Annotated in this window: 19 protein-coding genes; 6 read left to right on the forward strand and 13 right to left on the reverse strand. The window is 49.6% G+C overall.

The window, feature by feature from the left end:
• The first annotated feature begins 271 nt into the window (after nt 1-271).
• The gene (locus AC1V0D_RS19955; protein ID WP_285064331.1) at nt 272-1,096 is read left to right on the forward strand and encodes a transcriptional regulator; all 825 of its coding nucleotides are present in this window, start codon (nt 272-274) and stop codon (nt 1,094-1,096) included.
• Nucleotides 1,093-1,590: a FidL-like protein gene (locus AC1V0D_RS19960; protein WP_482907937.1), complete on the forward strand. Its 498-nt coding sequence runs from the start codon at nt 1,093-1,095 to the stop codon at nt 1,588-1,590. Before AC1V0D_RS19955 ends, AC1V0D_RS19960 begins: the two co-directional genes overlap by 4 nt.
• 95 nt (nt 1,591-1,685) lie before the next feature.
• Here the strand turns inward: AC1V0D_RS19960 and AC1V0D_RS19965 are convergent, their stop codons facing one another.
• The 13 genes from AC1V0D_RS19965 to AC1V0D_RS20025 form a co-directional block, all read right to left on the reverse strand.
• Nucleotides 1,686-2,159 carry a hypothetical protein gene (locus AC1V0D_RS19965; protein WP_009093199.1) on the reverse strand — a complete coding sequence of 158 codons (474 nt, stop codon included), beginning with the start codon at nt 2,157-2,159 and terminating at the stop codon, nt 1,686-1,688.
• On the reverse strand, nt 2,152-3,027 hold the full coding sequence (locus AC1V0D_RS19970) for a winged helix-turn-helix domain-containing protein (protein WP_482907938.1): 876 nt from the start codon (nt 3,025-3,027) through the stop codon (nt 2,152-2,154). The genes AC1V0D_RS19965 and AC1V0D_RS19970 overlap by 8 nt, the downstream gene beginning before the upstream one ends.
• 197 nt (nt 3,028-3,224) lie before the next feature.
• The gene (locus tag AC1V0D_RS19975) at nt 3,225-3,563 is read right to left on the reverse strand and encodes a hypothetical protein (RefSeq protein ID WP_009093197.1); all 339 of its coding nucleotides are present in this window, start codon (nt 3,561-3,563) and stop codon (nt 3,225-3,227) included.
• Nucleotides 3,564-4,208: 645 nt separating this feature from the next.
• Nucleotides 4,209-4,646, reverse strand: a complete 438-nt coding sequence (locus AC1V0D_RS19980; protein ID WP_312828498.1) for a DcrB-related protein — start codon at nt 4,644-4,646, stop codon at nt 4,209-4,211.
• Between the two features lie 48 nt (nt 4,647-4,694).
• Complete coding sequence (locus tag AC1V0D_RS19985) at nt 4,695-6,857, reverse strand: peptidase domain-containing ABC transporter (protein ID WP_482907939.1); 2,163 nt, start codon at nt 6,855-6,857, stop codon at nt 4,695-4,697.
• Nucleotides 6,858-6,881: 24 nt separating this feature from the next.
• Nucleotides 6,882-8,141, reverse strand: a complete 1,260-nt coding sequence (locus AC1V0D_RS19990) for an HlyD family secretion protein (protein ID WP_150030281.1) — start codon at nt 8,139-8,141, stop codon at nt 6,882-6,884.
• A 14-nt stretch (nt 8,142-8,155) separates the two neighbouring features.
• Nucleotides 8,156-9,475 carry a TolC family outer membrane protein gene (locus AC1V0D_RS19995; protein ID WP_482907940.1) on the reverse strand — a complete coding sequence of 440 codons (1,320 nt, stop codon included), beginning with the start codon at nt 9,473-9,475 and terminating at the stop codon, nt 8,156-8,158.
• 22 nt (nt 9,476-9,497) lie between these two features.
• Nucleotides 9,498-10,058 (reverse strand): LuxR C-terminal-related transcriptional regulator, encoded by a 561-nt coding sequence (locus tag AC1V0D_RS20000; protein ID WP_167432355.1) that lies wholly within the window; start codon nt 10,056-10,058, stop codon nt 9,498-9,500.
• A gap of 89 nt (nt 10,059-10,147) precedes the next feature.
• Nucleotides 10,148-10,885: a fimbria/pilus periplasmic chaperone gene (locus AC1V0D_RS20005; protein WP_482907941.1), complete on the reverse strand. Its 738-nt coding sequence runs from the start codon at nt 10,883-10,885 to the stop codon at nt 10,148-10,150.
• On the reverse strand, nt 10,851-12,194 hold the full coding sequence (locus AC1V0D_RS20010) for a fimbrial protein (RefSeq protein ID WP_482907942.1): 1,344 nt from the start codon (nt 12,192-12,194) through the stop codon (nt 10,851-10,853). The genes AC1V0D_RS20005 and AC1V0D_RS20010 overlap by 35 nt, the downstream gene beginning before the upstream one ends.
• Before the next feature lie 8 nt (nt 12,195-12,202).
• Nucleotides 12,203-14,788, reverse strand: coding sequence for a fimbrial outer membrane usher protein (locus tag AC1V0D_RS20015; protein ID WP_325954872.1), 2,586 nt, complete (start codon nt 14,786-14,788; stop codon nt 12,203-12,205).
• Nucleotides 14,766-15,563, reverse strand: a complete 798-nt coding sequence (locus AC1V0D_RS20020) for a fimbrial biogenesis chaperone (protein ID WP_482907943.1) — start codon at nt 15,561-15,563, stop codon at nt 14,766-14,768. The genes AC1V0D_RS20015 and AC1V0D_RS20020 overlap by 23 nt, the downstream gene beginning before the upstream one ends.
• A gap of 54 nt (nt 15,564-15,617) precedes the next feature.
• Nucleotides 15,618-16,175: a fimbrial protein gene (locus AC1V0D_RS20025; RefSeq protein ID WP_154929201.1), complete on the reverse strand. Its 558-nt coding sequence runs from the start codon at nt 16,173-16,175 to the stop codon at nt 15,618-15,620.
• A 1,475-nt stretch (nt 16,176-17,650) separates the two neighbouring features.
• Here AC1V0D_RS20025 and AC1V0D_RS20030 point away from each other — a divergent pair.
• The 4 genes from AC1V0D_RS20030 (at nt 17,651) to AC1V0D_RS20045 (ending at nt 23,756) form a co-directional block, all read left to right on the forward strand.
• A complete protein-coding gene (locus AC1V0D_RS20030) occupies nt 17,651-18,241 on the forward strand; it encodes a helix-turn-helix domain-containing protein (RefSeq protein ID WP_033736875.1) in 591 nt (196 codons plus the stop codon).
• A gap of 35 nt (nt 18,242-18,276) precedes the next feature.
• Nucleotides 18,277-18,912, forward strand: coding sequence for a helix-turn-helix transcriptional regulator (locus tag AC1V0D_RS20035; RefSeq protein ID WP_482907944.1), 636 nt, complete (start codon nt 18,277-18,279; stop codon nt 18,910-18,912).
• Between the two features lie 147 nt (nt 18,913-19,059).
• Complete coding sequence (locus AC1V0D_RS20040) at nt 19,060-19,305, forward strand: putative hemolysin (protein ID WP_071987834.1); 246 nt, start codon at nt 19,060-19,062, stop codon at nt 19,303-19,305.
• A 506-nt stretch (nt 19,306-19,811) separates the two neighbouring features.
• A complete protein-coding gene (locus AC1V0D_RS20045; RefSeq protein ID WP_482907945.1) occupies nt 19,812-23,756 on the forward strand; it encodes a S6 family peptidase in 3,945 nt (1,314 codons plus the stop codon).
• The last annotated feature ends 4 nt before the right edge of the window (nt 23,757-23,760 follow it).

Consider the following 23,760-nt stretch of genomic DNA (forward strand, 5'->3'; position numbering starts at 1 on the left):
AATAAAACCGCAGGCGGCCGGGCAGCCCTAATTTTGTCAGGAAAGGTACAGATTTATAAAGCTGCCGGAACAGGGCGCCATGAGCGAAGCGTTAATAACGGGAGGTGCTGCTATTAAGTAAGCGGTGCGGAGAATAGTGAACATTCCGGCGGCGATATTTCTGTTAAGCGAATGTTTTTGGTATTAATTTACCGGATTAACCCTGCCTGGTGCTTCTTCCATTCAGCTGAATTATACTGTCGGCAATGAGCGCAAATTCAGTGATTTCTTAATGATTTACATTATCGATGACCAGATTACGTATAATTCAGATGACTGTACGCTGAGCCATATACCTACTCAGGAGTCGCTGAGCCTGAGTATCTCTTCCGGCCGGTTGTTTGAGCAGCTGCTGAATTCTGGTGGAGAAATCCTGTCGCGTGACACCTTACTGACAGAGGTGTGGGACCGGTATGGCCTGCGCGGCTCTAACAGTAATCTGAATCAGTATCTGAGTATTCTGCGCAGGGCGCTTGCGGCCTATGGTTGCCAGAATCTGATAATGACCCTGCCGAAGATTGGCATCCGACTGAATCCGGAGATCAGGATTGTGCGGCAAACGGCTCAGCCGGTGGCGGTGTCTGACATCGTGCCGGAGCCGGTAGCGGGCACGGACACCGAGGTGCCGCCGGATAACGTCACCGCGCCGGAACCCTCTCTGGCTCCGGTGGCAAAGCCGATGCGCAGGACCCGACAACTGAGTGTGGCCCTGATTCTTCTGGCGATATTCATCGTTGCCTTCAGCTTTTACCTCTTCATCCATCCTGCGCAGAAGAATAGCGGGCTGACCACTGTGTCACTGGCGGGCGGCTGTGAAGCGGTACTGCTGAAAGGCCTGGATGTGGTAGAGCGCGAGTCTATTGATCAACAGATACTGCAGATGCTCCGGGAGAATAATCAATCCTGCAGCGCCGGGCGACGGATCTATTTCGATAAAAACACGGCGTTCACCACCACGAACTACGGCAGAACGATGCTGTCAGCCTGTAATCTTGATGAGCGTGGGCACATCATTTCCTGTGACAACGTTTATTATCTCGACTGGAGAATGAATTGAAACGCAGCGCCACTCTTACGCTGACGGCAACGCTGGCCATATTGCTACTGGTTACCTTTGCAGCCATCAATTTTTATCATCATCAGGAAACTGATTTGCCGTTCCGATGCTCGGCGTTCAGCCGCTACGATCTCAGTCGTCAGGAAGGGAAGAAAGTCGAGTTTGCGGTGTCGCAGGATTTGCGTTTTATTGATGCGCACTCGGGTTATCTGTTACTCAACGGGCAGGTCACGCTGGGAGATAAGGTCACCACGCTCAATCGCCGTATTGCACTGAGCGAGGGGGGAAAAATAGAGAGCGATACTTATCGCTATAAAATTAAATCGATTATCACCTCAACCAACGATACCACCCCGGATGCGGTATTCAATCTGCTGCTGGCGGAGATCACGCTGGATCCGACCTACCTGCAGCTGGATGTGCGCCAGGTGGATCAGCAGGCCTACCTGATTAGCGGGCCGCTCTCCTATCTGTTTACCTGCAAGCGTTACTGAATGAAGGCAGGCCTCTGCAGGGGCCTGTTAAGCGTTGAAAGCGGACGTTAGGCTTTGAGTGTATCCGCTCTTCCCTGCATCGGACTAAGAGGCTGTTAACCTGATATCGAATTGCAGATATAGGTCGGGATAAAATTGACCATAAAAAGAAAGTTTTTGTTCTTCTGCCTGATGATTCGCATATAAACTTCCTTCTCAGAGGCGATGAAAAACCGCGAGAGATACTGGCTGATCTCGTCATCACTGAGATTGTCATCCGGTAGCCTGATGTTTTTTTCAGCGGACATATAATAGATATCGCCATTGCGCTGCAGGCTGAAGGAGACTTTACGATTAAACACCTTTCCAGGATTCATTTCTGAATAGCCGGTGATATGGGCTAACGCAAAGTTATCGCGAATCATATAGTTGAGTGACAGATGATAAATGTCGTCACTGTAATGTTCTACTAAGTTTGCAACACAGTTAAAACTTTCTGTGGGACGGCGCTGCAGATAGGGGTAGGCCAGAAAAGACGCCTCCATTAAAATTACGATACCCGTTAGTACGATAAGCGTTTTTTTAATCACCCGGATTCAATCCTCTGAAATGATATTCTGAAATGCACTGATTTTTCTGGCTCATCGGTTTATTGCAGCGAATGACGGAGGTTCTGGGCAGGAGCGCATAATGCGTCACATAGACCCAGGGATAATGGCTGCAGCTGCTTTTCAATTTTTCAACCAGAGAAAGCGTTTTCTTTTTTTCCTCTGAACGGGCATCTTTGTCGGCAATATAAACCCGGCATCCATTAATATCTGCCAGAAAAGGGTACTCATCAAAATGGACGCGGGGCGCATCTGATGCGTTGTTAGTTTTCAGAATTACCATCAGCAGAATCAGTGCGACCAGGCTCATGGTCCAGAGTAAAACCGCTGGCAGGAAAGATTTCAGCGGTGCTCCCGACTCCTGCCGGGCAGCGTGCGCCACCAGCGGCTCGCCCGGTTCAGTATCCGCTGAGGATGGCAGGCTCATCTCATCATAAAGTTTTTCCGCAAAAGTATCTTCATCTCTGGAGTGTGTGTTTTCCTGACTGCCATCAACGTGCGTTTCACTACTGCGTTTCTTTATATCTGTTCCACTGGCCAGTGTCAGACCGACGCGTGGGATTGTTACGACAGGATCTTCCGCTAGCCCGACCTTTTTTAAACCCTTCCGCAGAATAGAAATATTCTGATAAAAGGTATTGGGAGAAACCAGCATCCCATTTCTCTCCCAGACAATCTCCATAAACTCCTGCTGCGTAATAATCGTGTCATTTCGTGTGATTAATAATAAGAGGCAGCGGCCTGCCGGAGAATTGAGGACTACACATTTTTCTGGATCGTTCAGATTACGCAATGTACTGGCCGCAGGATAAAACTCAATAAATCCATTAATGATGTAGTGATTATGCATCAGGCTAAACTCAGCAGAAAAATCTGAGTCTAGCTTTTTTACCCCCTTATTGTTACCTCCAATCTGTGCGACATTTTAAGATTCCATTTTCATTTGGGAATTTTTATAGGGTCAGCGTCACAACGCAGCCCGTTTTTACCGGACATAAAAAAAGGTGCAGAATGTTCTGCACCTTGTCAACGCCAGTCATATAAGCATCAGATCAAGCGGCTTGCCGCATTATCCTGGAAGGTGCCGTTGAAAGCGTTAGTGATAAACTGATTGACCAGTGCATATACTGACTCTGAATCATTCCAGCCCATAATTGCACCGGCGACAGCACCCGCCGCGGCACCGATCATGCCTGCACCCAACATACCCACCAGCTGGCCAATGGCACCAATGCCGAGGATACCGCCACCGTCGCCACCGTGCATGCCGCCGATGGTGGCACCCGCAGCGTAGCCTGCCGCTGCCAGCAGAACGCTGCTGGTGAGTGATTCCCATAACCCCGCACCCGATACGGCATCAATTTCCATCATGCTTAAATCGCGCATTATTATTTCCTCAGATTAATTTTAAAGTTAAGCCATGTCTTATCTTCTCATTTGAGAAATTAAAATATGACTTTTCATAGGCTGTTTCAAAATGACGGCAGTGACATGCTGTCTTGTTTTAAAACAGGTAAAGCAGGCATTTTTAATACGGCATGCCTTTCTGAATTATTATCCTGTGCTACATGGATAACCTATCAGGATTACACATTCAATATTCTGACGATAAAGTGAATGGCTTAGCGCTTCTCTTTTTATCTCTTATCCGATTAATGTTGCTGCGGCGTTATGCCGTTATGCTTCAGTCAGGAAATGAGCTGGCACGGGTTCGTCAGCGACTTTACGCCCGTTGAGTGATTCCCGATGATGACGACGACCGCAACATCCCTTGCAGATATCAGCAGAACGCGGTTGAAGCATTCCTCCTGAATATTCAGCGGTGCAAACGTCAGCTTCCGTGATACTGAAATCACGCACGGTCACTTCCTGACCCTGTCACTGATGGCAGGTGGTGTTATTAATGTTAATTTTCGGCGTTAATTATGCATTTAACCTGAAGCCTCTTAAATAGAATTAATTCTATTTTTAATTTCTTTCAGCTTTTGTGTTTGTATCTGGTATGGCCATTTTAAGATCCGTGTTAATACCTCAGGTGTTGTTAAGCGTAAATGACTTTACGCAATGTGCCAGCCTGTGCATCTCATTCTTCATGGATACTTCATCAGGGTAAATTGACGTGAAGTTGATCGTAACATTATCAGCCAGCAGACAGGCATAGGTTACCTGCCAGACTCGCTGACCGCCGCCCTGGCCGGTTATAAAGCTGTAAATCACCTGGAAAGTCTTCGTAAATGCATGGCCATCATTGACCTCTTCCATTTTTACCAGGTTGAACTGATTAAATATTTTTTCGGCATTACTGACCTGTAAGGCAATATTCTCGCCAAGGGTTTGTCCTTCAGCAAGCCGGTCGCGGTTGATGGTGATCTGCTGGCCGGTTCTGAATGCCACAACATTAATTGTCTGAGTTCTGACTTCTTCGTCAAATTTAAGCGTGCCTTCCAGGCAGATTAGACTGTTTTTCATATTCACTCCTTGGTTTCAGGGCTGGGCAGCACTTAACAGTGCCCTCTGTTAATTTATTTCCAGCGTCACCTGTGAGGCATTCACTAAAGCTGCAAACTCTGCTTTGGTGATTTCGGTCACGCCATGGCGGTTGATTTGGATAATGCGGTCTGCGCTCATGATCGTTTCCGGCCGGTGTGCGATGATGACGCGGGTGATGCTCATGTGCTTTATCGCATCATTGATGGCACTCTCTCTGGCCACATCCAGATGACTGGTGGCCTCATCAAGGATAAGCAGGCGCGGCTGGCGGTAAAGCGCGCGGGCGAGGATAACCCGCTGCACCTGCCCTCCGGAGAGAGACGAACCCATATCGCCCACCATGCTGTTGTAGCCCATAGGCATTGCCATAATGTCGCCATGTATCTGGGCGATACGTGCTGCCCACTCGACCCTGGCTTTATCCAGGCTGGCATCAAAAAAACTGATGTTGTCCATGATGGAGCCGGCAAACATCATATCGTTTTGCATCACGCTTCCGATTAGATCGCGGTAATGCGTCATTCCCAGTTTTGTATGGTCGATACCGTTAATGCTGATCATACCGGCGTTCGGTTTGAGCAGTCCGAGCAGCAATTTTGCCAGCGTCGTTTTGCCCTGGCCGGAGGGGCCGATGATGGCGACGGATTCACCGGCCGCAATGCTCAGGCTGAAGTCAGAGAAGATCTCTTCGTCAGTGGCTGAATAACGGAAGGTCATGTCGCTGATATCCAAACGCACCGGCCCTGTTTCTTCCGCCAGCGCGATGTGGCTTTCCATATTCTGCTCTTTCTCCGTCAGGACAATATCGGAGAGACGTTCACCGTGTAAGCGGAGCATTTTGAATTCGATCAGCGCGTTGATCAGGCCCGCAGAGCGAGAGATAAACTGATCGGAGAACGAGATGAACGCCACCAGCATCCCGCTGGTAAAGTTACCGTCCAGTACCTGCGCCGCAGCCAGCCAGATCAGAACAATTTTGCCAACGCCGGAAATTGTCCCCTGCAGCGTGTTGAATCCAATCGAGAGTTTCTGCGTCGTAATCCCTTTGTTTGTCGACTCCACGGTTTCATTGGTATAAGTCGAAACGCGCAGATCCTGCTTATTGTTGAGCTTGATCGCCTGCACGCCACGGATCGATTCAAGCAGCTGTGACTGCACTACGGCGGAGGCCATCAGCTGATTCTCATTCGCCTGGCGAAAGGGTTCGAATGAGATCCAGCGAATCAGTGCATAAAGCAGGAACAGGCCAACGACCACACAGGTCAGGGTGGCGTTATAGGTGAAAATTACGCCGAGGGTAACCAGCGCCATTACCCCGTCGAAAACAGACGAGATAAAGCGGCCGGTTAGCGTGCTCTGAATATTGCCGATGGACCCGAAGCGCGAAAGAATGTCGCCAACATGACGTTCTTCAAAGTAACTGAGCGGTAATCCCAGCAGATGGGCGCACAGATTGGATGACCACTGTACGCTCAGCATGCTGGAGAACCAGGTCGTAACCCAGCTTCGCAGTGCTGAAATCAGGTTCTGAAACAGGGTGATGCAGATAAAGGCGACACCGAGCAGCGTCAGCAAATCACGGTCCGCAGAGACCAGCACCTGATCCATCACCCACTGCATGTAAAATGGCGTGATGATGCCAAAAAATTCCAGTGCCAGTGACAGTAAGGCCACCTGCACGAACGCAGAGCCAATTCCGGACACGTTACGGATCAGGCTCAGCATGGAAATCGATTTTTTCTCGTTTTTCTTCTCAAAGGTGGCGCCGGGATAAAGCTCCAGCGCGACGCCAGTGAATGAGGCGGAGACTTCATCCATCGGCACTTTGCGTATGCCACGCGCCGGGTCATGAATAATGAGCCTGTTTTTAGCGATGCCTTTCAGCACGACAAAGTGGTTCATCTCCCAGTGCAGAACGCAGGGCAGATTCAGTTTATCCAGTTCATCCAGTTCGAGGCGAACCGCACGACAGCCCATGCCCATGCTCTGTGCAAATGACATCACATTCGCCAGCGTGCTGCCTTTAAGGGAGGTCGGGAAGCGCTGGCGCAGCGAGACCATATCGGTGTGATAACCATAATAGCCGGCAATCATGCCGATACAGGTCAGGCCACATTCAGCCGCCTGGGTCTGACGTAAAACGGGCAGTTTCTGGCGAAATGACAAATTCAGTTTGTGAAATAAATCCATAGGTAACCTGATAAGATAATGAAATTATAAGGACGTCATTTTGCCCAATGCGTTTAATGGCTCCAGAACCCACTCGTAGAGGCGTCGTTTATCGACGATAAAGTCTGCCTCCAGCGCACTGCCCGCGTGCAGGCTGCTCTGCCTGCCGTAGGCCTGCACCGTCTGCTTATCCAGCGCCACTTTCACCTGATACATCGACTCTTTCACCTGACCATCGCCGGTCAGGGTGGCGACTTCCTGCGGTGACAGGGCCGACTTTGAAATTTCCAGCACGGTGCCGTATTGCTGGCCGAACTTCTGCCATGGGAAAGGTTGATAGCGCAGCACGACACGCTGGCCTGGCCGGATAAAGCCGATGGCGCGGCTGCTGAGCATAATCCTTGCCTGCAAACGCGCGTTATCCGGCAGCATCATCGCCACGGTCTGACCCGACGTGACGATCTGTCCCGGTTTGACCAGCACGGCACTGACGGTGCCGTTTTCCGGCGCATGCAGCTCAATCGAACGACGGGATTCGTTTTCCATGATCGACTGCGTGATCCCGGAAAGCTTTTGCTGTAACTCGTTTTTCTGCTGGTTATAAGAGAGGGGTTGCTCACGCAGCTGCTGCCGCGCCTGAGCCAGTTGCTGGCGGATATCAATACGCTGACGTGCGACATCCTGTAAACGCACGCTGGCATCAAGCAACTCATTCTGCTGCTGTTCTACCTGCGTATTGGAGGCGTAGCCCTCTTTGCGCATGGCGCTCATTTTATTGAGTTGTGTTCTGGACAGCTGAATCTGCTGGGTGCGCTGGCGAAAAATGGTCTCCAGTTCAGCCGATTGCTGGCCGAGTAAACTGACCTTTTCCTCAAGAGATTTCAGCGTTTCGGTGTGCAGTTGCTCAAGATTGGTCAGCTGATTTTTCAGCCCTGCTTGCTGAAACTCCAGCTGGGCCGCAATCGCCTCGCGTGTCTGGCCATAGCGTGTTGAAATTTCCGATGAGACGGTGGCGATCAGGCTGCCCTTTTGCAGGCTCTCACCTTCACGGGCGGGCAGAGCGATAACCGTGCCGGTGCTCATCGCGGTAATCGTCATCATGCCGTTTTCCGGTACCAGTACACCCTGCGCACTTTCACGTTTGGTATAAGTGCCAAAGATGCAAAAGGCGATCATGACGGCAACCAGCAGTCCGATCAGCGTGATGACAACCCAGCGGAAAGGGGGGCAATACAACGCAACAGAGCCCAGGACTTTAGTTTTCTTAGCATCCAGCGCTTCCTGGCGAAATAAGTCGTTATTCATCTATTCGATTCCCGTTATGCCGCGCCACAGCTGAAACTTTTCATCGCGGCGTAGTCGAGCGAGCCAGTGGCCGCTTTTAATTTGACGATTGACTGGATGAGCGCGTTCTGCGCCTGTGCCAAATCCTGCACGGCCTGGAAATAATCCTTTTCTGCATTGAATTCATCGATCAGGGTGCGCTGACCGATTTCCCGGCCATAACGGGTGGCACTCAGGCGTTTGTCTGCTGAGGCGATTGCGCGTTGACAGGCTTTAATCCGGGACTGGCTGTTATGCACACCGGACGCCGCCTGAATGGCCTGCTGTTCCGCTTTGCGTCTGGCATCGGTGATCAGCTCTTTGCTCTGTTCGAAGCGGTGCGCCGCTTCCAGACTTTGTGAGACAGGGCCACCCCCGCCAAACAGGGGGATCGAAACATTAACGCTAATCTGGGTGTTATCAGTTTTAGAGGTGGTGCCAAAAAGCGTGTCAAGATAGTTGCCGTTTTCTGCCCGACTCCAGTTCTTGCCGTACCCAGCCTGCAGGGTGACGACCGGCATATGACTGGAGGTGGCGGACAGAATGTCTGTCTCACTGGCTTTGTGCGTCTGAATAGCGGCAAGTACGTCGAGGTTGTTAGCAGCGGCCTCGCGTTTCAGTTGTTCAGGAGCGAGCCTGTCGGGAAAGCGCACACAGCGCATGCTGCTGTCTGGGATGCTCCGGGGATCCCTGCCAGTAAGCTGACGGAAAGCAAGACTGGCATCGTTCAGATCGTTTTCTGCCACCAGTTCGTCTGCCACGGCTTTATCATAGTTGGCCTGTGCTTCAGCTAAATCGAGCCGGGTGCCGTCGCCTATTTCCAGCGCTTTTTGTGTCTGTTTAAGCCGCGCACTGAAGGCAGCAAGAATGCGATGACTGGTTTCCAGCACGCTGCGTTGATAAAGCACGTCGTAATAAGCCGTGGTGACACTGGCGATCATTTTCTGCTGTGCAATAAGCAGATTGACATCGGCCAGATTGCTAATCACCACGCTTCTGCGCCAGGTGGCATACTTTGCCATATCAAAAACGGGCTGTGTCAGATTGACGCTATAATTGTGGCGGGTGACACCGGCAGAATAGGCCGCATCCGGCTGATCCGTTTTAACCCAGGCACCGTCAATGGAGATTGCCGGCAGTAATCCCGCAAAGCCCTGATATTTTTTCTGCCCGTCGGCATCATGTTCACTGCGGGCAGCGTTCATTTCTGCATTATAACTGTTTGCAGCCATCAGCGACTCCTGAAGTGACAGCGCACCGGCCTGACCGGACAGCAATAATCCTCCCGCCAGCGGGAATAAAAATTTTTTCAGCATGAGATTCCGAAATTAATACGAATTAAAAAAATGCGTTCTGGTGCAGAAAGCGCAATAGCTCTGTTTCATTTCTCAGATGTAGCTTATTCATGGCGTTTCTTTTTTGTGTTGAAATAGTACTCATTGCGCGACATTTTTTAGACGCTATTTCTGACAGCGAATAACCCTCCTGAATCAGATTGATGACCTCCCACTCCTTGGGTGTTAAATCCGTGCACTCCTCCTGAAAATGTTCATGCACAGAGCGGGAAATATAGGTTTCTGCAGACGATGCAGGCATCATGCTTCTGAGTGCGTTAACCAGCTCCTGCGGGGTATCCTGCAGACTAAGCATGATGTTTACACCCGCATCAAGCATCTTTTTCAGCAGCACAGACCGCATGTTCTGAGTAAAACAAACAGTAATGATGTTTTCATTGCCACACAGTACGCTGAGCACCTTTTTGATTTCTGTCTCCCGGAACGATCCATCAAACAGACAGGCGGAATTGATAATAATCACGTCGATGCGATTTTCTTCTGCGGCCTTCAGTAAACTTTTTACATCAGGAAAATGGTGCAGATTAAATTGCGTGTTATTCATTTCCTGCCGGAGGAACGAGGTAATTAAATCGTATGACATATGATACTTATGAAAATAGGTCATATTTATTGTTTTGTGTGTAGTGTCTTTCACTGGCTGCTCACCTCTCTTTTATAAGGTATATGCTTGCCGTAATCATCGATTACTGTCCAGTTCAGGGTGTGATCGGCACTTATCTCTTTTACCGCAAGGGTGAGAGACGAAAAGGGTGCAATCATCTCTGCTTTCAGTGGTGTTCTCCCGAGCGTGATACTCCCTAATGTCATGTAATAGGGTGTTGGATTTTTCACGGTCAGTTGTGCATGTTTAGTTTGTGTCTGGCCGAGGATAAACCGTAATTTTTCACCGACATCTTCTTCCGGCTCCTTTAAACCGGTCGGGCGGATAAATACTTTTAAACGGATGCGTAGCGGCAAAATTACTTTCTTCTCCAGCACCGACTTCTGGGCAGTATTTGGTGGAATCTGATAAATGTTCAGCCAGTACAGACGCTCGCGGTCTGCAGGCATCCCTTTGCGGGAAATGAGCATGACACGCAGGTTGCGCGATTCACCGGGGGCCAGTTTAAATAGTGGCGGCACGACGACAAGGGGTGTACTGATGCGATCGGGCGGACTGAGAGGATCGTCATCATCGCTCCAGACCTGTACCAGTGCCGGGGATCTGACAGAATTCACCACGGTAAGTGACTCCGCCACGCTCTTTTCATTGAACACCAGCCGGCTCTGGGTGCTGTTAACTACCGCGCCGGCCGGGCCAGCACTAAGAGTCAGCGCGCTGGCTAATAGCAGGCTACTGCAGACTGACAAGAATCTGTGCCTGCGCATTGACCGATCCTCCCTGTGCGGTTTGTCCCGGAAGTTGCTCAAGGGACGCCGTAAAAACACCGGCATAGGATTTATCGCCTTTAAGCGATAACCCGGTTTTACTCAGCAGTTCCGTAAATCCGTACCAGCCCGCTTCTGAACCTGTGCCCGTTATTGCATTACTGGACAACAGGTTTAACGCCCTGCTTCCAGCATAGATGCGGATGCCAACACCCTCTGCAACGCCTTTTGTGCCGTAGTTATTGTCGAGTAAATGGCTGATGCCCTTGGCACTCGTTTCCAGCCCGAGGGCTTCCGCTTGGTTCAGTGCCGTCGGTTGTGTCACCAGAAAACCCATCGCGACTGGCGGTTTTGAATCGCTGGATTCAGTACCTGAAACGGCCCCTTTTTCGCAATTAATCTCCACGCTGAAGGTATTGCTACTGGTCATGCCATTACGCAAGTCATTGGCGCTGATGGTCGGCAGGGTTACAACCTGGTCAAAATCCCCAACGAGACAATTCTTTCCCTGTATGACGGTGGTGTTACCGCCGCGCATACTCCAGACTGCTGAGACATACCCAGAGCTGGGCGGATAGGCAACTTCACCTGTTTTAATGTTGTTGTTTATCGTGGGTGTTCTGATCGCTATATATCCCTGCGGAACGGTTATTTGCTTGAAAATATTTCGCGAAGGGAGGCCGAAATCGTCGTCACTTTTGATCAGTTCGAAAGTCGCGCTACTAAACGATGATGCCGGGATATAAATATGTGAACCTACAGTAATGTAATCATCAGCGGTCAGTTTTCGCTCCTGCCATTCACTCTTGTAATAGAGTCCGGTTTTCAGGTTAGTTATGCGATAGGCGATATGCTGTGCCGGTGTCCGGTATCCCCCCTCAACATCACTCACGGCTGTACCACCATACTCTGCCCCATATGAGGCAGCCAGGGCATAAATTTCATACAAGCTGTCCGCGTCGGACAGTGCACATTTATAGACAATCTGATTGGCTTCATAGGGGACATTCAATCCTTTCGTCAGAAATGGCATGTCAGCAGAGGCCAGCACGGTTCCGGCTGGCGCAAGTGAGTCCGCGCCAGTTCCGATACTGATTGCCCCAAAGTCAAGCTTCGCACTTATGGCATCCCCTGTGCCCGTACCCCATGACTTTGCGCTATAGCCCCGATTCACCACTTCCTGCGGCAGTTCGTTAAACCGATCACCTACCTCAAGTATCTTGTAACAAAACGCCTGTGCCGCGGGCGTACACACTATGAAAGCGGATGCGAGCAGCCAGATTTTGAGGCGGCTATGTGCTGTTTTCATCTTCTTCCTCACTGAATACAGGTGCCGTTTAAATGAACAAAGCTGGCATCCTCAATTTTTTTAGAGGGCAGCTGATAGTTGATCCGGCAGGTGTTACTGCTCCCCCAACTGACAAACAACGTGCCAGAGGCGTTGGGAAGACGGGCGTAAATCTGCCCGTTCTGGCCTGCCATCCCAAGGCTGTTGCCCTGGCTGTCTTTAACTTCTGCACCCATCGGAACAGGTGTGCCGTCAGCCTGCGAGGCGAGAATCAGTGCCGGCGTACCCGTCAGGGTCTTAAAAGCTATTTTGGGTACGCCACCATGCACCGGCACCACGCGCACGTTACCGCCTTCGAGTTCAACATCCTGAGAGATTGAGCTGCCGTCGAGGCTGATGGTGTTATAACGGTAGGGAGCCAGCGATGGCATGATGGCGTAGCCAAAGGTATCGATCCTGGCACCCTGACCGTTGTTGATGCGCGCGCCGCTGGCACCTTTGGCTTCAATCAGTGCAAAGGTGTCGCTGGTGTAAGGACCATAGGTGATACCGCCCCCGTGGATGGCCAGCGTGCCCGATGTGCCCAGCCCAAGCTGGTGATAATCATCACTGCGGGCATAAGAGGCGCGAACGGCACCCAGGCGCGTCCGTTCCTGTACGTTCGTTCCCCAGCGCATCGCATGGCTTTTTCCCTGAGATACATCACGGTATTTGTCGTAACTGGAATAGAGGGCGTAAGTAAAATCGCTCTCCTGGCCCGCGGAACCCGACAGGGTGGTCATTGCCGATGAAGTCGTTTTATCTCTGGTCATATCCAGAGAGACGGTGGAACGGCTATCACGCCAGTCCAGCGGAAGGGAAAAACCCAATGAGATGACGTTTTCTGTGTATTTCTGATAGCGGTTAGCATCGTAATCGCTGTCGTAAACGCTATAGACGTCTTTGCTGTTCCAGCTGGAGCGTTGCCGGCTGAGGTTAAGGTTGTAACTTACTTTCTTCCACATATTGTTGTATGAAAGCTGCATCTCTGAGATACGTGAGCGATTGTGATAGTAGTCAGTGCTGCTGCCGCTCAAAGACAGGGTACCGTAGTCACCCATGTACTGACTTACCGTCGCAGAGAAGCGATTCCGCTGTCTGAGCGTATCGGAGTAGTAGTCTGCCCCACCATTCTGCTGACGACGAACGCCCAGTACATCTTCCAGATCGCGATAACCGGAAGTCGAGTAACGGTAGGCTGCCAGCACCAGGTTCGTTCTGGTGGGGAAACTCTTGCTGTACGATGCCTCTGCACGCCAGCCGCTTCTGGTAATGTCGTTTTCTACCCTCGCATGTGACCAGGTGGTGTTGAGTGACAGCGCGCCAACTGGAGAGGCGTAGACGCCACCGGCCAGTAAAGCCTGATATCCATTTGCGAAGCGCGCCCCGGTATTGGTGGTAAGACTGTTACTGAGACCATACTGTAAAACGGCCTCAGTAAAGGTGTTCTGGACGGAGTAAAAGTTCCTCACCTTCCCGGCGGCAAACTGATAACTCAGATTACCCGGCCGCATTGAGCTCGGCACCGCAGCATAAGGCACAGTGAAAAAGGATGATTTGCCGTCAGCCTCGACGATCTGTACTTTCAGGTCGCCCTGACTCTTGGTGTTATATAAGTCGTCAATAATAAATGGGCCTGGCGGTACCTGAGTTTCATAGATTACGTTACCGGCCTGGCTTATCAGCACACGGGCGTTGCTGGTAGCGACGCCCCGGACTTCCGGCGCATATCCGCGACGTGCCTGAGGCCACATACGCTGGTCGGTCGCGATCTTCACGCCGTTGAAGGACATTGAACCAAACATCGTGCTGTCAGTGTAGGCATCACCGACCACCAGTTCGCTGGAAAGAGAGGGCAGGGGACGCTGTACCCAGGTGCGTACAGCATTCCATTTGTACTGATCGGTACTGACGCTGCTGTTCATATAGCGGAGGTTGGCCTGATGACGTAACTGCCACATGCCCAGGTTACCCCCTGCGTTGATCATGCTCCAGAGATAGCTGGAGTGCGTGTCGCGCAAAATATTGCGGGTAAAGCTGGAGCTATGACGCAAAAAAAGCAATGGAGCTCCCGCATTCCATTCAGAGGTCGGGATGTAATCGCGTGGCTGGCGGTTCAGCAGAATCTGTGGGATCAGAAAATCAAGTGTCAGCGTGGACTGGCGGATATTCCAGTTACCCTGACTGCTGATCTCTGACAGAAACAGACACTGCGATTCAGCCGCTTCTTTCAGGCCGGTCTTGAGCTGCAACAGTTTGACCATGTCGGCATCAATACAGGGTTGCGCACTTTTATCGGCGGCATCCTTCCTGCGAAAATTCACCGCCACCTGACTTTTTATTATTATGCCATTCAGGCTGATATCCAGAAGCTGTTGACCTTCAGGAATAGTGATCTGTTTTTCGTTAAATTGCTTAAGGTCTACGCCTTCCTCAAAACCGGATCCTGCCAGCAAACGACTATCAAAATGGTATTCTTCGGCATGAGCAGTCTGTGTCAATAAAGCCGCTTTTACAACGCAACTGATTATAGCCAGACGAGGATCTGTTTTTTTATTTTTGAATTGGAAACTCATATGTCACCGTTGCCCCATAATCATTCACTAAGCCTATTTCTATTCCCTGGGCGCTTTTTGTTAATTTCTGTTCTGTTAATGGCACATCAACAGATGAAAACGGCGCGATCATCGGTGCAGTCTCTTTTGCGACTCTGTTTCTGACAACGACTTTGGTTAGTGAAACATAATAGGGTGAACTATTGGTGATGCGTACGCTGGGCGACGATACGTTACTGAATGTTAAATATTCAGAAATGTGATGGGTGCTGATTTTAAGGCCTTTTGGGCGGTAAAACAGTTTCAGCCTGTTCTTTAATAACAACATCATCTGATTGCCTTTGTCACCAGAAACATTGCCTGGTGGGACCTGAAGAAAATTAAAATAAAAAACGGATTCACGATCCTGGGGTAATGAATTTGCACCCGTGAAGAAAATGCGCAAAACCTGACCATCTTTAGCGGCAATTCTGAATGTCGGTGGGGTGACGATGAACGGCGCTTTGCCGGTGGCTGGCGTAGATTCTTCGTCACCATTGTCCAACCATGCCTGGATTACGTACGGGAAAGCATCATTATTTTTCAGTTTTACATCGACCGATTTTTCGTCAGAGGGATAAATAATGCGAGATCCCGTCATAACAACGCTGGCGAATGCTGGCGGGCAAATAACAAGAGACAGAAGGAGTAATAGAATGGTACGCAATGATGAGTGAATGATAAGCAATCGAGGCATAATAACCATCCGTTGAAATTTTACTACCAGACCCTGGATAAAGTAAGTCAGGCCATCCATGGCCTGATTAAATCCACTTATAGATTAAAAATATTTCGCATCCATGCTGATTTTTTATTTGTAGATGATGGCGTATTGCATTGTGGCTTCCACCGCACCGGCAACTGCGTCCTTTTCAACGGCGACATATTGCGCAGTATAGGTTGCAGAGGCATTTTTTACTCCGGCAGCAAGAGTCAGATGACCCTGGCCGATATAAGAAGTACCTTCACCAAAAGTAATAACTTTATTATCTTCTTTATTACTCACAATCTGAATTTCTACATTTTCCGCAGCACCTTCGGTTGCCAGGTTACCCAGATTACCCGCCTTAGTGACATTATTACCGCTAAGCTGGGTAGAGATTGTTGTGGCATCAGTATCACTTCCTGTACAGCCAGTAACACCAATTTCAAAAGTTGTCTTACCCGCGACATTACCATTTGATAACGCAGAGGTGCTGATAGTTGGCAGGAGCACCAGAGGTTTAGCGGTGTTACCATTGACTGTCACGGTACAGGTTTCTCCTGTGACCAATCCCTGGAACGTAATTGTATTGTTGGAGACCGCAAATGCCTGAGAAGCTAACAGTGCAGATACTACAGATGCGGTTAAAAAGGCGATTTTTTTCATGTTCAAATTCCCTATTGAAAGTTGGACTGCGTTGACGTGCTACAGACAGGACAAATAACCTTGTCCGACCACTTAAAGGTTAAGCCCGGAGGCAATCTGTTGCTTCTGAAGTAATCTTAATAAAGCTTAATTTAACTTCAGCGTGGCTGTATCATTCCCAAATGAGAAGGGTGCTGACATTCAGGGTTAATATTTTTGCCTTTTGTTAATAGGTGAAGATAATGTTAATTTGTATACATTTATACAGAGACGGCCTATTAAGCCATGTTTTCTGTGACCAGGGTGCGATAAAAATCTTCTGTAACAACATTTACCCTCTCAGGTACGTGAGCGCATCGGGACTTTCAGCCCGATGGGGTGCTTTAACGCCTTTCCACACTATTTTTTAATCTGTCACGCTGTAGGTTTTATTTTTTACAGAGTTAACTATCAGTCACCTTCTCGGTCCTTCTGAATTCGTTGCAGAGGCCAGTTAATGGAGAATCTTCATTATTCGGCAGCACATTGCGTACTGCATGCTGAATCAATCTGCTCATCGCCTTTTCGTATAATAAAGCGGTGGTATCAGATGTGAAGTGAGAAAATTAAGGCGAGTAATGTTAAACGTCATCTCATAAGAGCACTGCTCAGAAGTCACAAGAGATTAACTTTTAACGCGAAACAGTGATGCCGATAGGCAGTCTATTGTGTCAGGGATTCACTTTCTCTCCCTGCAGGGACGCCTGTTAATATCCCGCTCAGGGCAATGAGACTAACGGCGCCAGCTCTGCTTTAAAGGTGGTGGCTTCTGAGATCGCTGCTGGAATCAGGCTACTGGAATCAGCCATAACATTATCATTTGTGCTGAGAAGTGAAACGCACCGAAAAGAGGTTCTGAGTGCATTGGATTTTAAAACTGAAAATCAAATATAAATCAGAGCATAAATCTAAATGCATGGCGTTTTTTAATTTAAATCTCCTAATTGACATCGTTATGGTTTAATCATTTCCAGGGAGTGATGTTGAGTATTTTTAATTTTCCAGGAGAATTAACAATGATGCCAATGTGATTCTGACCTTTTCATTTATCGGCTTTCTTTATTGAAGTGCATACATTCATGTTAATACTGTATCTGTTTCATAACATGAAACTTCAAATGAATATGTTGGGTTCTCTTTTATAGAAAAAAGTTATAACAGTTTCAGTAAGTCACGGCATGATGGGTTAATATGCTAATTGAGTGACTTTAAAGCGGTGTAATGTATGGTTGCTGCGCCACTGTTTGGCGATGTGCTCTCCCTTTTCGCATGTTTATGGTGTTGAGTTTCACAGTTCCTGTTTTACTATAGTCAAGCCAATTACGTATTTTATCCGATATCAGAAGTGTGAACTGGAAGATTGTCGTACACCAGGCGAAAAAGAAGATTATAAAAACCAGCTTTACTAATTTTGCTACTAATCACTAACCTGTGTTAGTTAGATTGAGTTGATTATTATGTATAGAGTGACTGAAAATCATGAACGAATCATTGATGCACTAGCAGGATATACGCAGGTGGCTAATCCGGATGAGATCTCGCGCGGAAAACGCCGTTACCACCTGACGAAAGATAATGTGCGTCGGGTTATGTTTATTCTTGATGGCGATTTTTTGCTCAAGCTCAAAAGTGAAAATAAAGTGCTTAACATTGTCTCTGCTCCTTTTGTTGTTGGTGTCACACCGGCACTGGATGAGCCACCGGTTTATCTGGAGAGAATAGATTACGGCAAAGTCAGTTTCATTGATTATGATGTGTTCTGGCGGCTGATTTTTGAGAAAGATCTTTTCAACGATGCCATGTCCGTTCTTTCAGGACAGTATTCAGATCTGATGGACTACATCCAGCTGCCTAAGAGCAACTCTTACGATGAGGTTATTTCTTTAATCGGACGCTGGGAAAAACTACCGGCTCATCTGAAGAAACGTTTCTCTGCCCTGTATCTGATTGAAAATAGTTCGCACCTTTCCAAAAGTTCAATTTGCAGAGTACTTAAAGAGCTTAAAGAGAAAGGCGAGCTTGTGCTGGTTAACGGGAAGTTTACCTGAATTTATGGAGGTTTTTAAGATGCCTGAGGAGAAAAATGGATCTTAAAGTCATTTGTACAGAAGAGAATTATTTCTTCAGGATAGGCATCTCAAAAGTGATTGAGGGCGCATTGTTAAATGAAGCTAATGTGGAGTTTTTGTCGGGTTTTGACAGCCACAATCTCAGGCAGGCTGATTTTATCCTGATCAATGTTTCGCAATGGCGTTTATATATGTGTCAACCTGCGTACCGGGATCGGAAGCCCGGTAGCATTATCATGGTTTTTGTTAATCAGACTGACGATATTATGACAGAGCAGCTTCCGGTCTGTTATCGCTCTCTGGTTGTTATTTCACGACTTGATTCTGTTCGTACGATATCTCAGAAAGTCATCTGTTCCTGGCTGGCCTTTCAGGACAGGGTGCACGCTTTTTTGCCAGCGGATTGTCTGCATTGTGAGTTCGCTCGCATAACAGTGGTGCAGTTACAGGTGCTCAGCCTTTTAAAAAAAGGTTACAGCGTCAGACAGACGGCGAAACGTCTGGATCTGTCAGAAAAAACCATCTATGCGCACAAATATAATGTGATGCGAAAATTCGCCTTGCGGGGTGATATGGAGTTTAACGCGTTTATTAACGATCTCTCTTTTCTGGAGCTTTACAGAGGAGTCATAAACTCTGTTGAGGTTTAATTGTTCCGGATCGTTTGACGGGTAGCAGGGCAGACGATTCTCTGCTGCCGCAGGGTCACAGTAAATGACTGACGACAGGGCAGCTGTCAATCAGAGTGCCACCCTTTCATTCTCTATTTTGAATACGTTATTCCCGAGGCTTTCATTATGCGTATAAAACAGATGTCCGGCATTTCAGTGATGCTGCTGGCTTTGCAACTTACAGCCTGTGCTCCACACGCTCAGCAACCGCAGCGTATGACAATGCGTAATCCTGCCAGCGTCTGGTGCCTTCAGCGTGGCGGCCAGGAAGTAAAGGGAATATCTCCGGCAGACAGTACCCTTTACTGTCTGCTGCCATCTGGCGAGCGTATTGAGCAATGGGCACTGTATCACCGCGATCACCCGCAGTAATTTCACACCTCGCCTGAATAGAATCATCTTTTCGATTCAGGCGAAGGCTTCCCGAGCTAATATTTTATGTTTACCCCCACTGTCACGAAAGGATTTTTCTTTTTACCTTACATAAAACAGGTCTGTCTTCAGACAGCATCTGGTTTTTTCTTATCCATATGTGTCTGTTTGCTTTTATTTTTAGTCAGCTATTCAATCTAAAGCCTTTCAGGGCTATGTTGATTTAATATTAAATTAATAACCATTCCATTCTGGTCTTTATTTTATTGTCATTCTGTTCAATAGCTTATCGATGTCCTGCTGGTGTATGGCCTGTTTTTTTTGATGCTGGTCAATATCAGTACCTGTTGTGGATTCAGAGAGGGATTTGCCAGGTGATACTATTTGTTAGATTAAAATCTTCTCGCAAATAATAATGGCCGCATGAGGATATTCTATTGATATATTTCGGGCGCGCGGCGCTATGCTGCACCTTTTTTAACTGCACTGCTTCGTATGCTGGTATTATGCTTAATGATATCGACGTGCAGACCTATCGGGATTTTGCCGAAAACCTGGGTAACTATAATGCCGGTGCAACGAATGTTCCGGTTTATAAAAAAGAGGGATCACTTTCTGACTATCTTCGTTTTCCTGTTCCCGATTTTGGCGGAGTCTCTTCGTCAGGTTATGCGACGCTCGTCTCGCCTTCCTATGTGCTGAGTGTTAAGCACAATACCGGTTATAAAACGGTGGAGTTTGGCAACGGGGCCGGATACGCCACCGCTTACCGTCTTATCAATCGCAATGATCTCAGCACGCAGGATTTCCATGCGCCACGCCTTGATAAGGTCGTCACTGAAGCCGCCCCCTATTCTTATGTCTCCAAAGCGGACTTTCTGTCTGACTATAAATCACGTTATGCCTGGTATACGCGGGCAGGAACAGGAACACAGGAGCAAATTAATGATGAGCAGACGAAGCGGGTACGCCTGACGGGTGCTTACAACTGGAAATCGGGTGGCACTATCAGTGCGGCGAATGTGCGCGACATTTCCAATAATAGCTATCTGCGCTACTACAACCTTGGGCCTGACGATGCAGATACCACACCCCTGTCAATCGGAGCTAATGCCGGAGACAGCGGCAGTCCGGTTTTTGCCAGGGACGACATCGGGCAGCAATGGAAACTGGTTGCGGTGCACGTCGGCTATGACGCTGACAGCGGTCTCTACCGCAAGCGCGCCGTCGCAGGTTACATCCCCGGTGATTTTGTCGCTTCAGTACAGGCAGCCAATACCTCGCCGGACGTTGTTGATCGCGCCGGAAATGGCACGGTTTTATGGAACGACGATGCAATAAAACAGGATGGCGTTTCATGGTCCTGGTCGGGGCTGACCTCAGCCTATGCGTCCGTCGCCCCTGCTAAAGCCTCCACATCTGAACTGGATGCCACGAAAGATCTTCGTTTTAACGGAGAGGGTGGGCTGATCACATTAAGCACACCGATCAACATGGGCGCGGGAAAACTCCAGTTTTCCAGTGATTACACCCTGACTTCAGCCAGCGGCGTGAACGCAACCTGGGCAGGGGGCGGGGTTGAGATAGACGACGGCAAAAAAGTTGTCTGGCAGGTTAACGGGTTAGCCAGCGATGCGCTGCATAAAATTGGCGCGGGCACGCTCCACGTGAAGGCTGAAGGCGTGAATGCGGGCTCACTGAATGTGGGCGACGGCAGCGTTATATTGGATCAGCAGGCTGATACTTCAGGTAACCAACAGGCCTTTTCCGCCGTGACGTTAGTCAGTGGCCGGCCAACTGTCGTGTTAAACGATGAGCATCAGGTCGCGACTGACCAGATTTTCTTTGGCTATCGCGGTGGTCGTTTAGATTTAAATGGCAATGCGTTGACCTTCAAAAAAATTAATCATACGGATGGTGGGGCTAAACTGGTCAACCACAGTGATACCACGGCGACGCTCAACATTACGGGCAGTACCGCCGCCGACGTCCCTTTCTACACCTTCAGCAGCAGAACTCCTGAAGGAACGCCAGGTAACATTTATGTTTATAACAATCCCTATACGAAGGAGACCGAATATTTTCAGTTAAATACTGCCTCATACTGGTACTTCCCTACCGATAAATCGTCGACGAAAACCTGGACTTATCTTGGTACCGACGCAAATGAAGCTATCAATCACCGTCTGACGCAACTTAACGTTCAGGCTTTTCGCGGTTTTCTTGGTGAGACACGGAAAAATATCCTGAATGGCGCGATGAACGTTAACATCCAGCCGCGCAACGCGACAGCCATTACTGCCCTGACCGGTGGAATGAATCTGAATGGCGATCTGAATGTGGATAATGGCACGCTGATTCTGTCGGGACAGCCCGTGGCGCATGCAGGAGGAGTGGTGATTGATGACGACTGGCGCACCTCACTTTTCAGCGCCAGGCAGATTAATGTGGGTGCCGGGGCTTTTTTCCAGGCGGGAGAGTACGCTGGCGTCAAAGCGAATTTTGTTGCTGCTGAGTCAGCCACGCTCTCATTTGGCTACAATGACAGCCCGCTGACAGGGGAGAAGAGCTGGCGTTGTTATGCTCCCATTTACGCCGATGAGACTCGCTGCAGTCAGCCTGTACGAAGTGCAGAGACGCTGGCGCGGCTGCCTGCCAGTGAGGTTGAAGGTGATGTCCGGCTGGCAGACCATGCGTCGCTCTATCTGGGTAAAGTAGATTATCAGGGTGCGGTGACATCATCCGGCAGCAGCCAGATGACTCTGGCGTCAGACGCAAACTGGAGTATGACCAGCCACAGTAACGTCACATCACTCCGGGCACAGCGTGGCGCTTCGCTTTCGATGGTGCCAGCGGGTAGCTGGCGTCCCAAAACGCTGAGCGTTGATACCCTGGACGCAACCGGGCTGAAGCTGCTGCTGGGCGCTAAACCCTCAACAAGTGAAAACGATCGGCTGATGGTTAAAAACGCTGTAAGCGGAGGCGATAATCTGCTGGACGTGAGCCTGTTACTGGGCAACGAAGGGCAGGCCACCTTATCTCAGGATCTGGTGATGGTGGATGCCCCTGCTGGCACGTCACACAGCTACTTCTCCTTTGCTGACAGTTACAGCGGATTCAGTGTTTACACGCCGAATTATGAGGTGAAAGACAATAACAATCGCGTGCTATGGGTGTTTGAAAGCCGTAAAACGGCAGAACCAGAACCAGAACCAGAACCCGATGCCACGCCGGAGCCGCTCCCTGTACCGGATATCGCGCCAGAGCCCGCGCCGGTGACAGATGTCACGCCGGCACCAGAGCCGATGCCTCTGCCGGATGTTACCCCGGTTCCGGAACCCGCACCTGTATCAGACGTCATCCCTGTTGCAGACGTAACGCCAGAGCCCACCCCGGTAACGGATGTGACCTCTGACCCCGAGGCTCCAGCAGAGCAGCCAGCCGCTGCTGAAAAAGAGAAAGCAAAGCCTGAAGCGCAAGCAGAGGCGCAGGCTACAGCAGAAGCCGAAAAGGACACCCAAAAAACCGCGTTCAATACGGATGAGTGGTTCACGGTTTATGACAACCAGCCACTGATTCAGCAAACCCGCGCTTTGATGGCCGCGCGGCAATATATTGTCAGTGAGGCTGTCAGCCAGCTGCACAGCCGGACAGAGAGTCTGCGCGCCTCTCCGGATCGCAGCGGAACCTGGGCCACTATTGAGCAATCACAAGGGCATTTCCTGGGCCTGAAGAGTCATCAGCAGACGCTGAATGTCGGCTGGGACAGGCGCGGCGGTGCGCACACGGCAGGCGTCAGTGCCAGCTACACCCTGGGTGAGGTGAAAGGAGGGGGACAGGAGAAACACCGTCTGGCCACATTAGGTGCCTATTATGCCTGGCAGCGTGATGGCGGATGGTTCGCGGATGCCGCCAGCCGCTATATGTTTCTGACTCAAGAAATAAGCCTCGATCCTGCATTACGCATCCCGGGGGTGAAAAAGGAGAGTCACATAGTGGCGGGGAGTCTGCGCACCGGCTATCAGTTTCGTCTGGCCGACGACACGATCTCTGTTGCGCCTTTTGTCGGCGTCAGCGCCGGTATCCTGTCCGGCTATAGCCTTAAGGGGGAAGATGCGACGGTCTCATTAAGTTCAGCCACGCCCTGCTTCACCAACAGTGGGGTGATGGTGCAGAAACGCGGCCTGGGGACTTTACTGCCAAAGGTTAATCTCAGTGCCAGCCTCTCTTATCACGCTTCACCGGGAAAAAAGGGTTCCACGACCACGCTCTCCGATCGCCAGTCTGACCGGCGCTACAGCGCCTGGTCTGATAACCGTTACCGCAGCAGTATCGGGCTGGAGGGCGAAATTCTCCCTGACCTTTCTGTGAATGCAAAAGTTGATAGCAGTTTTGGGGGCGTCTTTAATACGGATTACAGCGGGCTAATCGGGTTGTCATACCATTTCTGATCGC

The sequence above is a fragment of the Pantoea sp. PA1 genome (assembly GCF_056856975.1).

Bases quoted from the DNA above. Each gene is read 5' to 3' on its own strand.
- AC1V0D_RS19985 (WP_482907939.1), bottom strand. From the start codon at position 6,857: ATGGATTTATTTCACAAACTGAATTTGTCATTTCGCCAGAAACTGCCC.
- AC1V0D_RS20040 (WP_071987834.1), top strand. From the start codon at position 19,060: ATGCGTATAAAACAGATGTCCGGCATTTCAGTGATGCTGCTGGCTTTG.
- AC1V0D_RS20010 (WP_482907942.1), bottom strand. From the start codon at position 12,194: ATGAAAACAGCACATAGCCGCCTCAAAATCTGGCTGCTCGCATCCGCT.
- AC1V0D_RS20020 (WP_482907943.1), bottom strand. From the start codon at position 15,563: ATGGATGGCCTGACTTACTTTATCCAGGGTCTGGTAGTAAAATTTCAA.
- AC1V0D_RS19990 (WP_150030281.1), bottom strand. From the start codon at position 8,141: ATGAATAACGACTTATTTCGCCAGGAAGCGCTGGATGCTAAGAAAACT.
- AC1V0D_RS20005 (WP_482907941.1), bottom strand. From the start codon at position 10,885: ATGCGCAGGCACAGATTCTTGTCAGTCTGCAGTAGCCTGCTATTAGCC.
- AC1V0D_RS19980 (WP_312828498.1), bottom strand. From the start codon at position 4,646: ATGAAAAACAGTCTAATCTGCCTGGAAGGCACGCTTAAATTTGACGAA.
- AC1V0D_RS20025 (WP_154929201.1), bottom strand. From the start codon at position 16,175: ATGAAAAAAATCGCCTTTTTAACCGCATCTGTAGTATCTGCACTGTTA.
- AC1V0D_RS19955 (WP_285064331.1), top strand. From the start codon at position 272: ATGATTTACATTATCGATGACCAGATTACGTATAATTCAGATGACTGT.
- AC1V0D_RS20015 (WP_325954872.1), bottom strand. From the start codon at position 14,788: ATGAGTTTCCAATTCAAAAATAAAAAAACAGATCCTCGTCTGGCTATA.
- AC1V0D_RS19995 (WP_482907940.1), bottom strand. From the start codon at position 9,475: ATGCTGAAAAAATTTTTATTCCCGCTGGCGGGAGGATTATTGCTGTCC.
- AC1V0D_RS20035 (WP_482907944.1), top strand. From the start codon at position 18,277: ATGGATCTTAAAGTCATTTGTACAGAAGAGAATTATTTCTTCAGGATA.
- AC1V0D_RS19970 (WP_482907938.1), bottom strand. From the start codon at position 3,027: ATGCATAATCACTACATCATTAATGGATTTATTGAGTTTTATCCTGCG.
- AC1V0D_RS19975 (WP_009093197.1), bottom strand. From the start codon at position 3,563: ATGCGCGATTTAAGCATGATGGAAATTGATGCCGTATCGGGTGCGGGG.
- AC1V0D_RS20045 (WP_482907945.1), top strand. From the start codon at position 19,812: ATGCTTAATGATATCGACGTGCAGACCTATCGGGATTTTGCCGAAAAC.
- AC1V0D_RS20000 (WP_167432355.1), bottom strand. From the start codon at position 10,058: ATGAATAACACGCAATTTAATCTGCACCATTTTCCTGATGTAAAAAGT.
- AC1V0D_RS20030 (WP_033736875.1), top strand. From the start codon at position 17,651: ATGTATAGAGTGACTGAAAATCATGAACGAATCATTGATGCACTAGCA.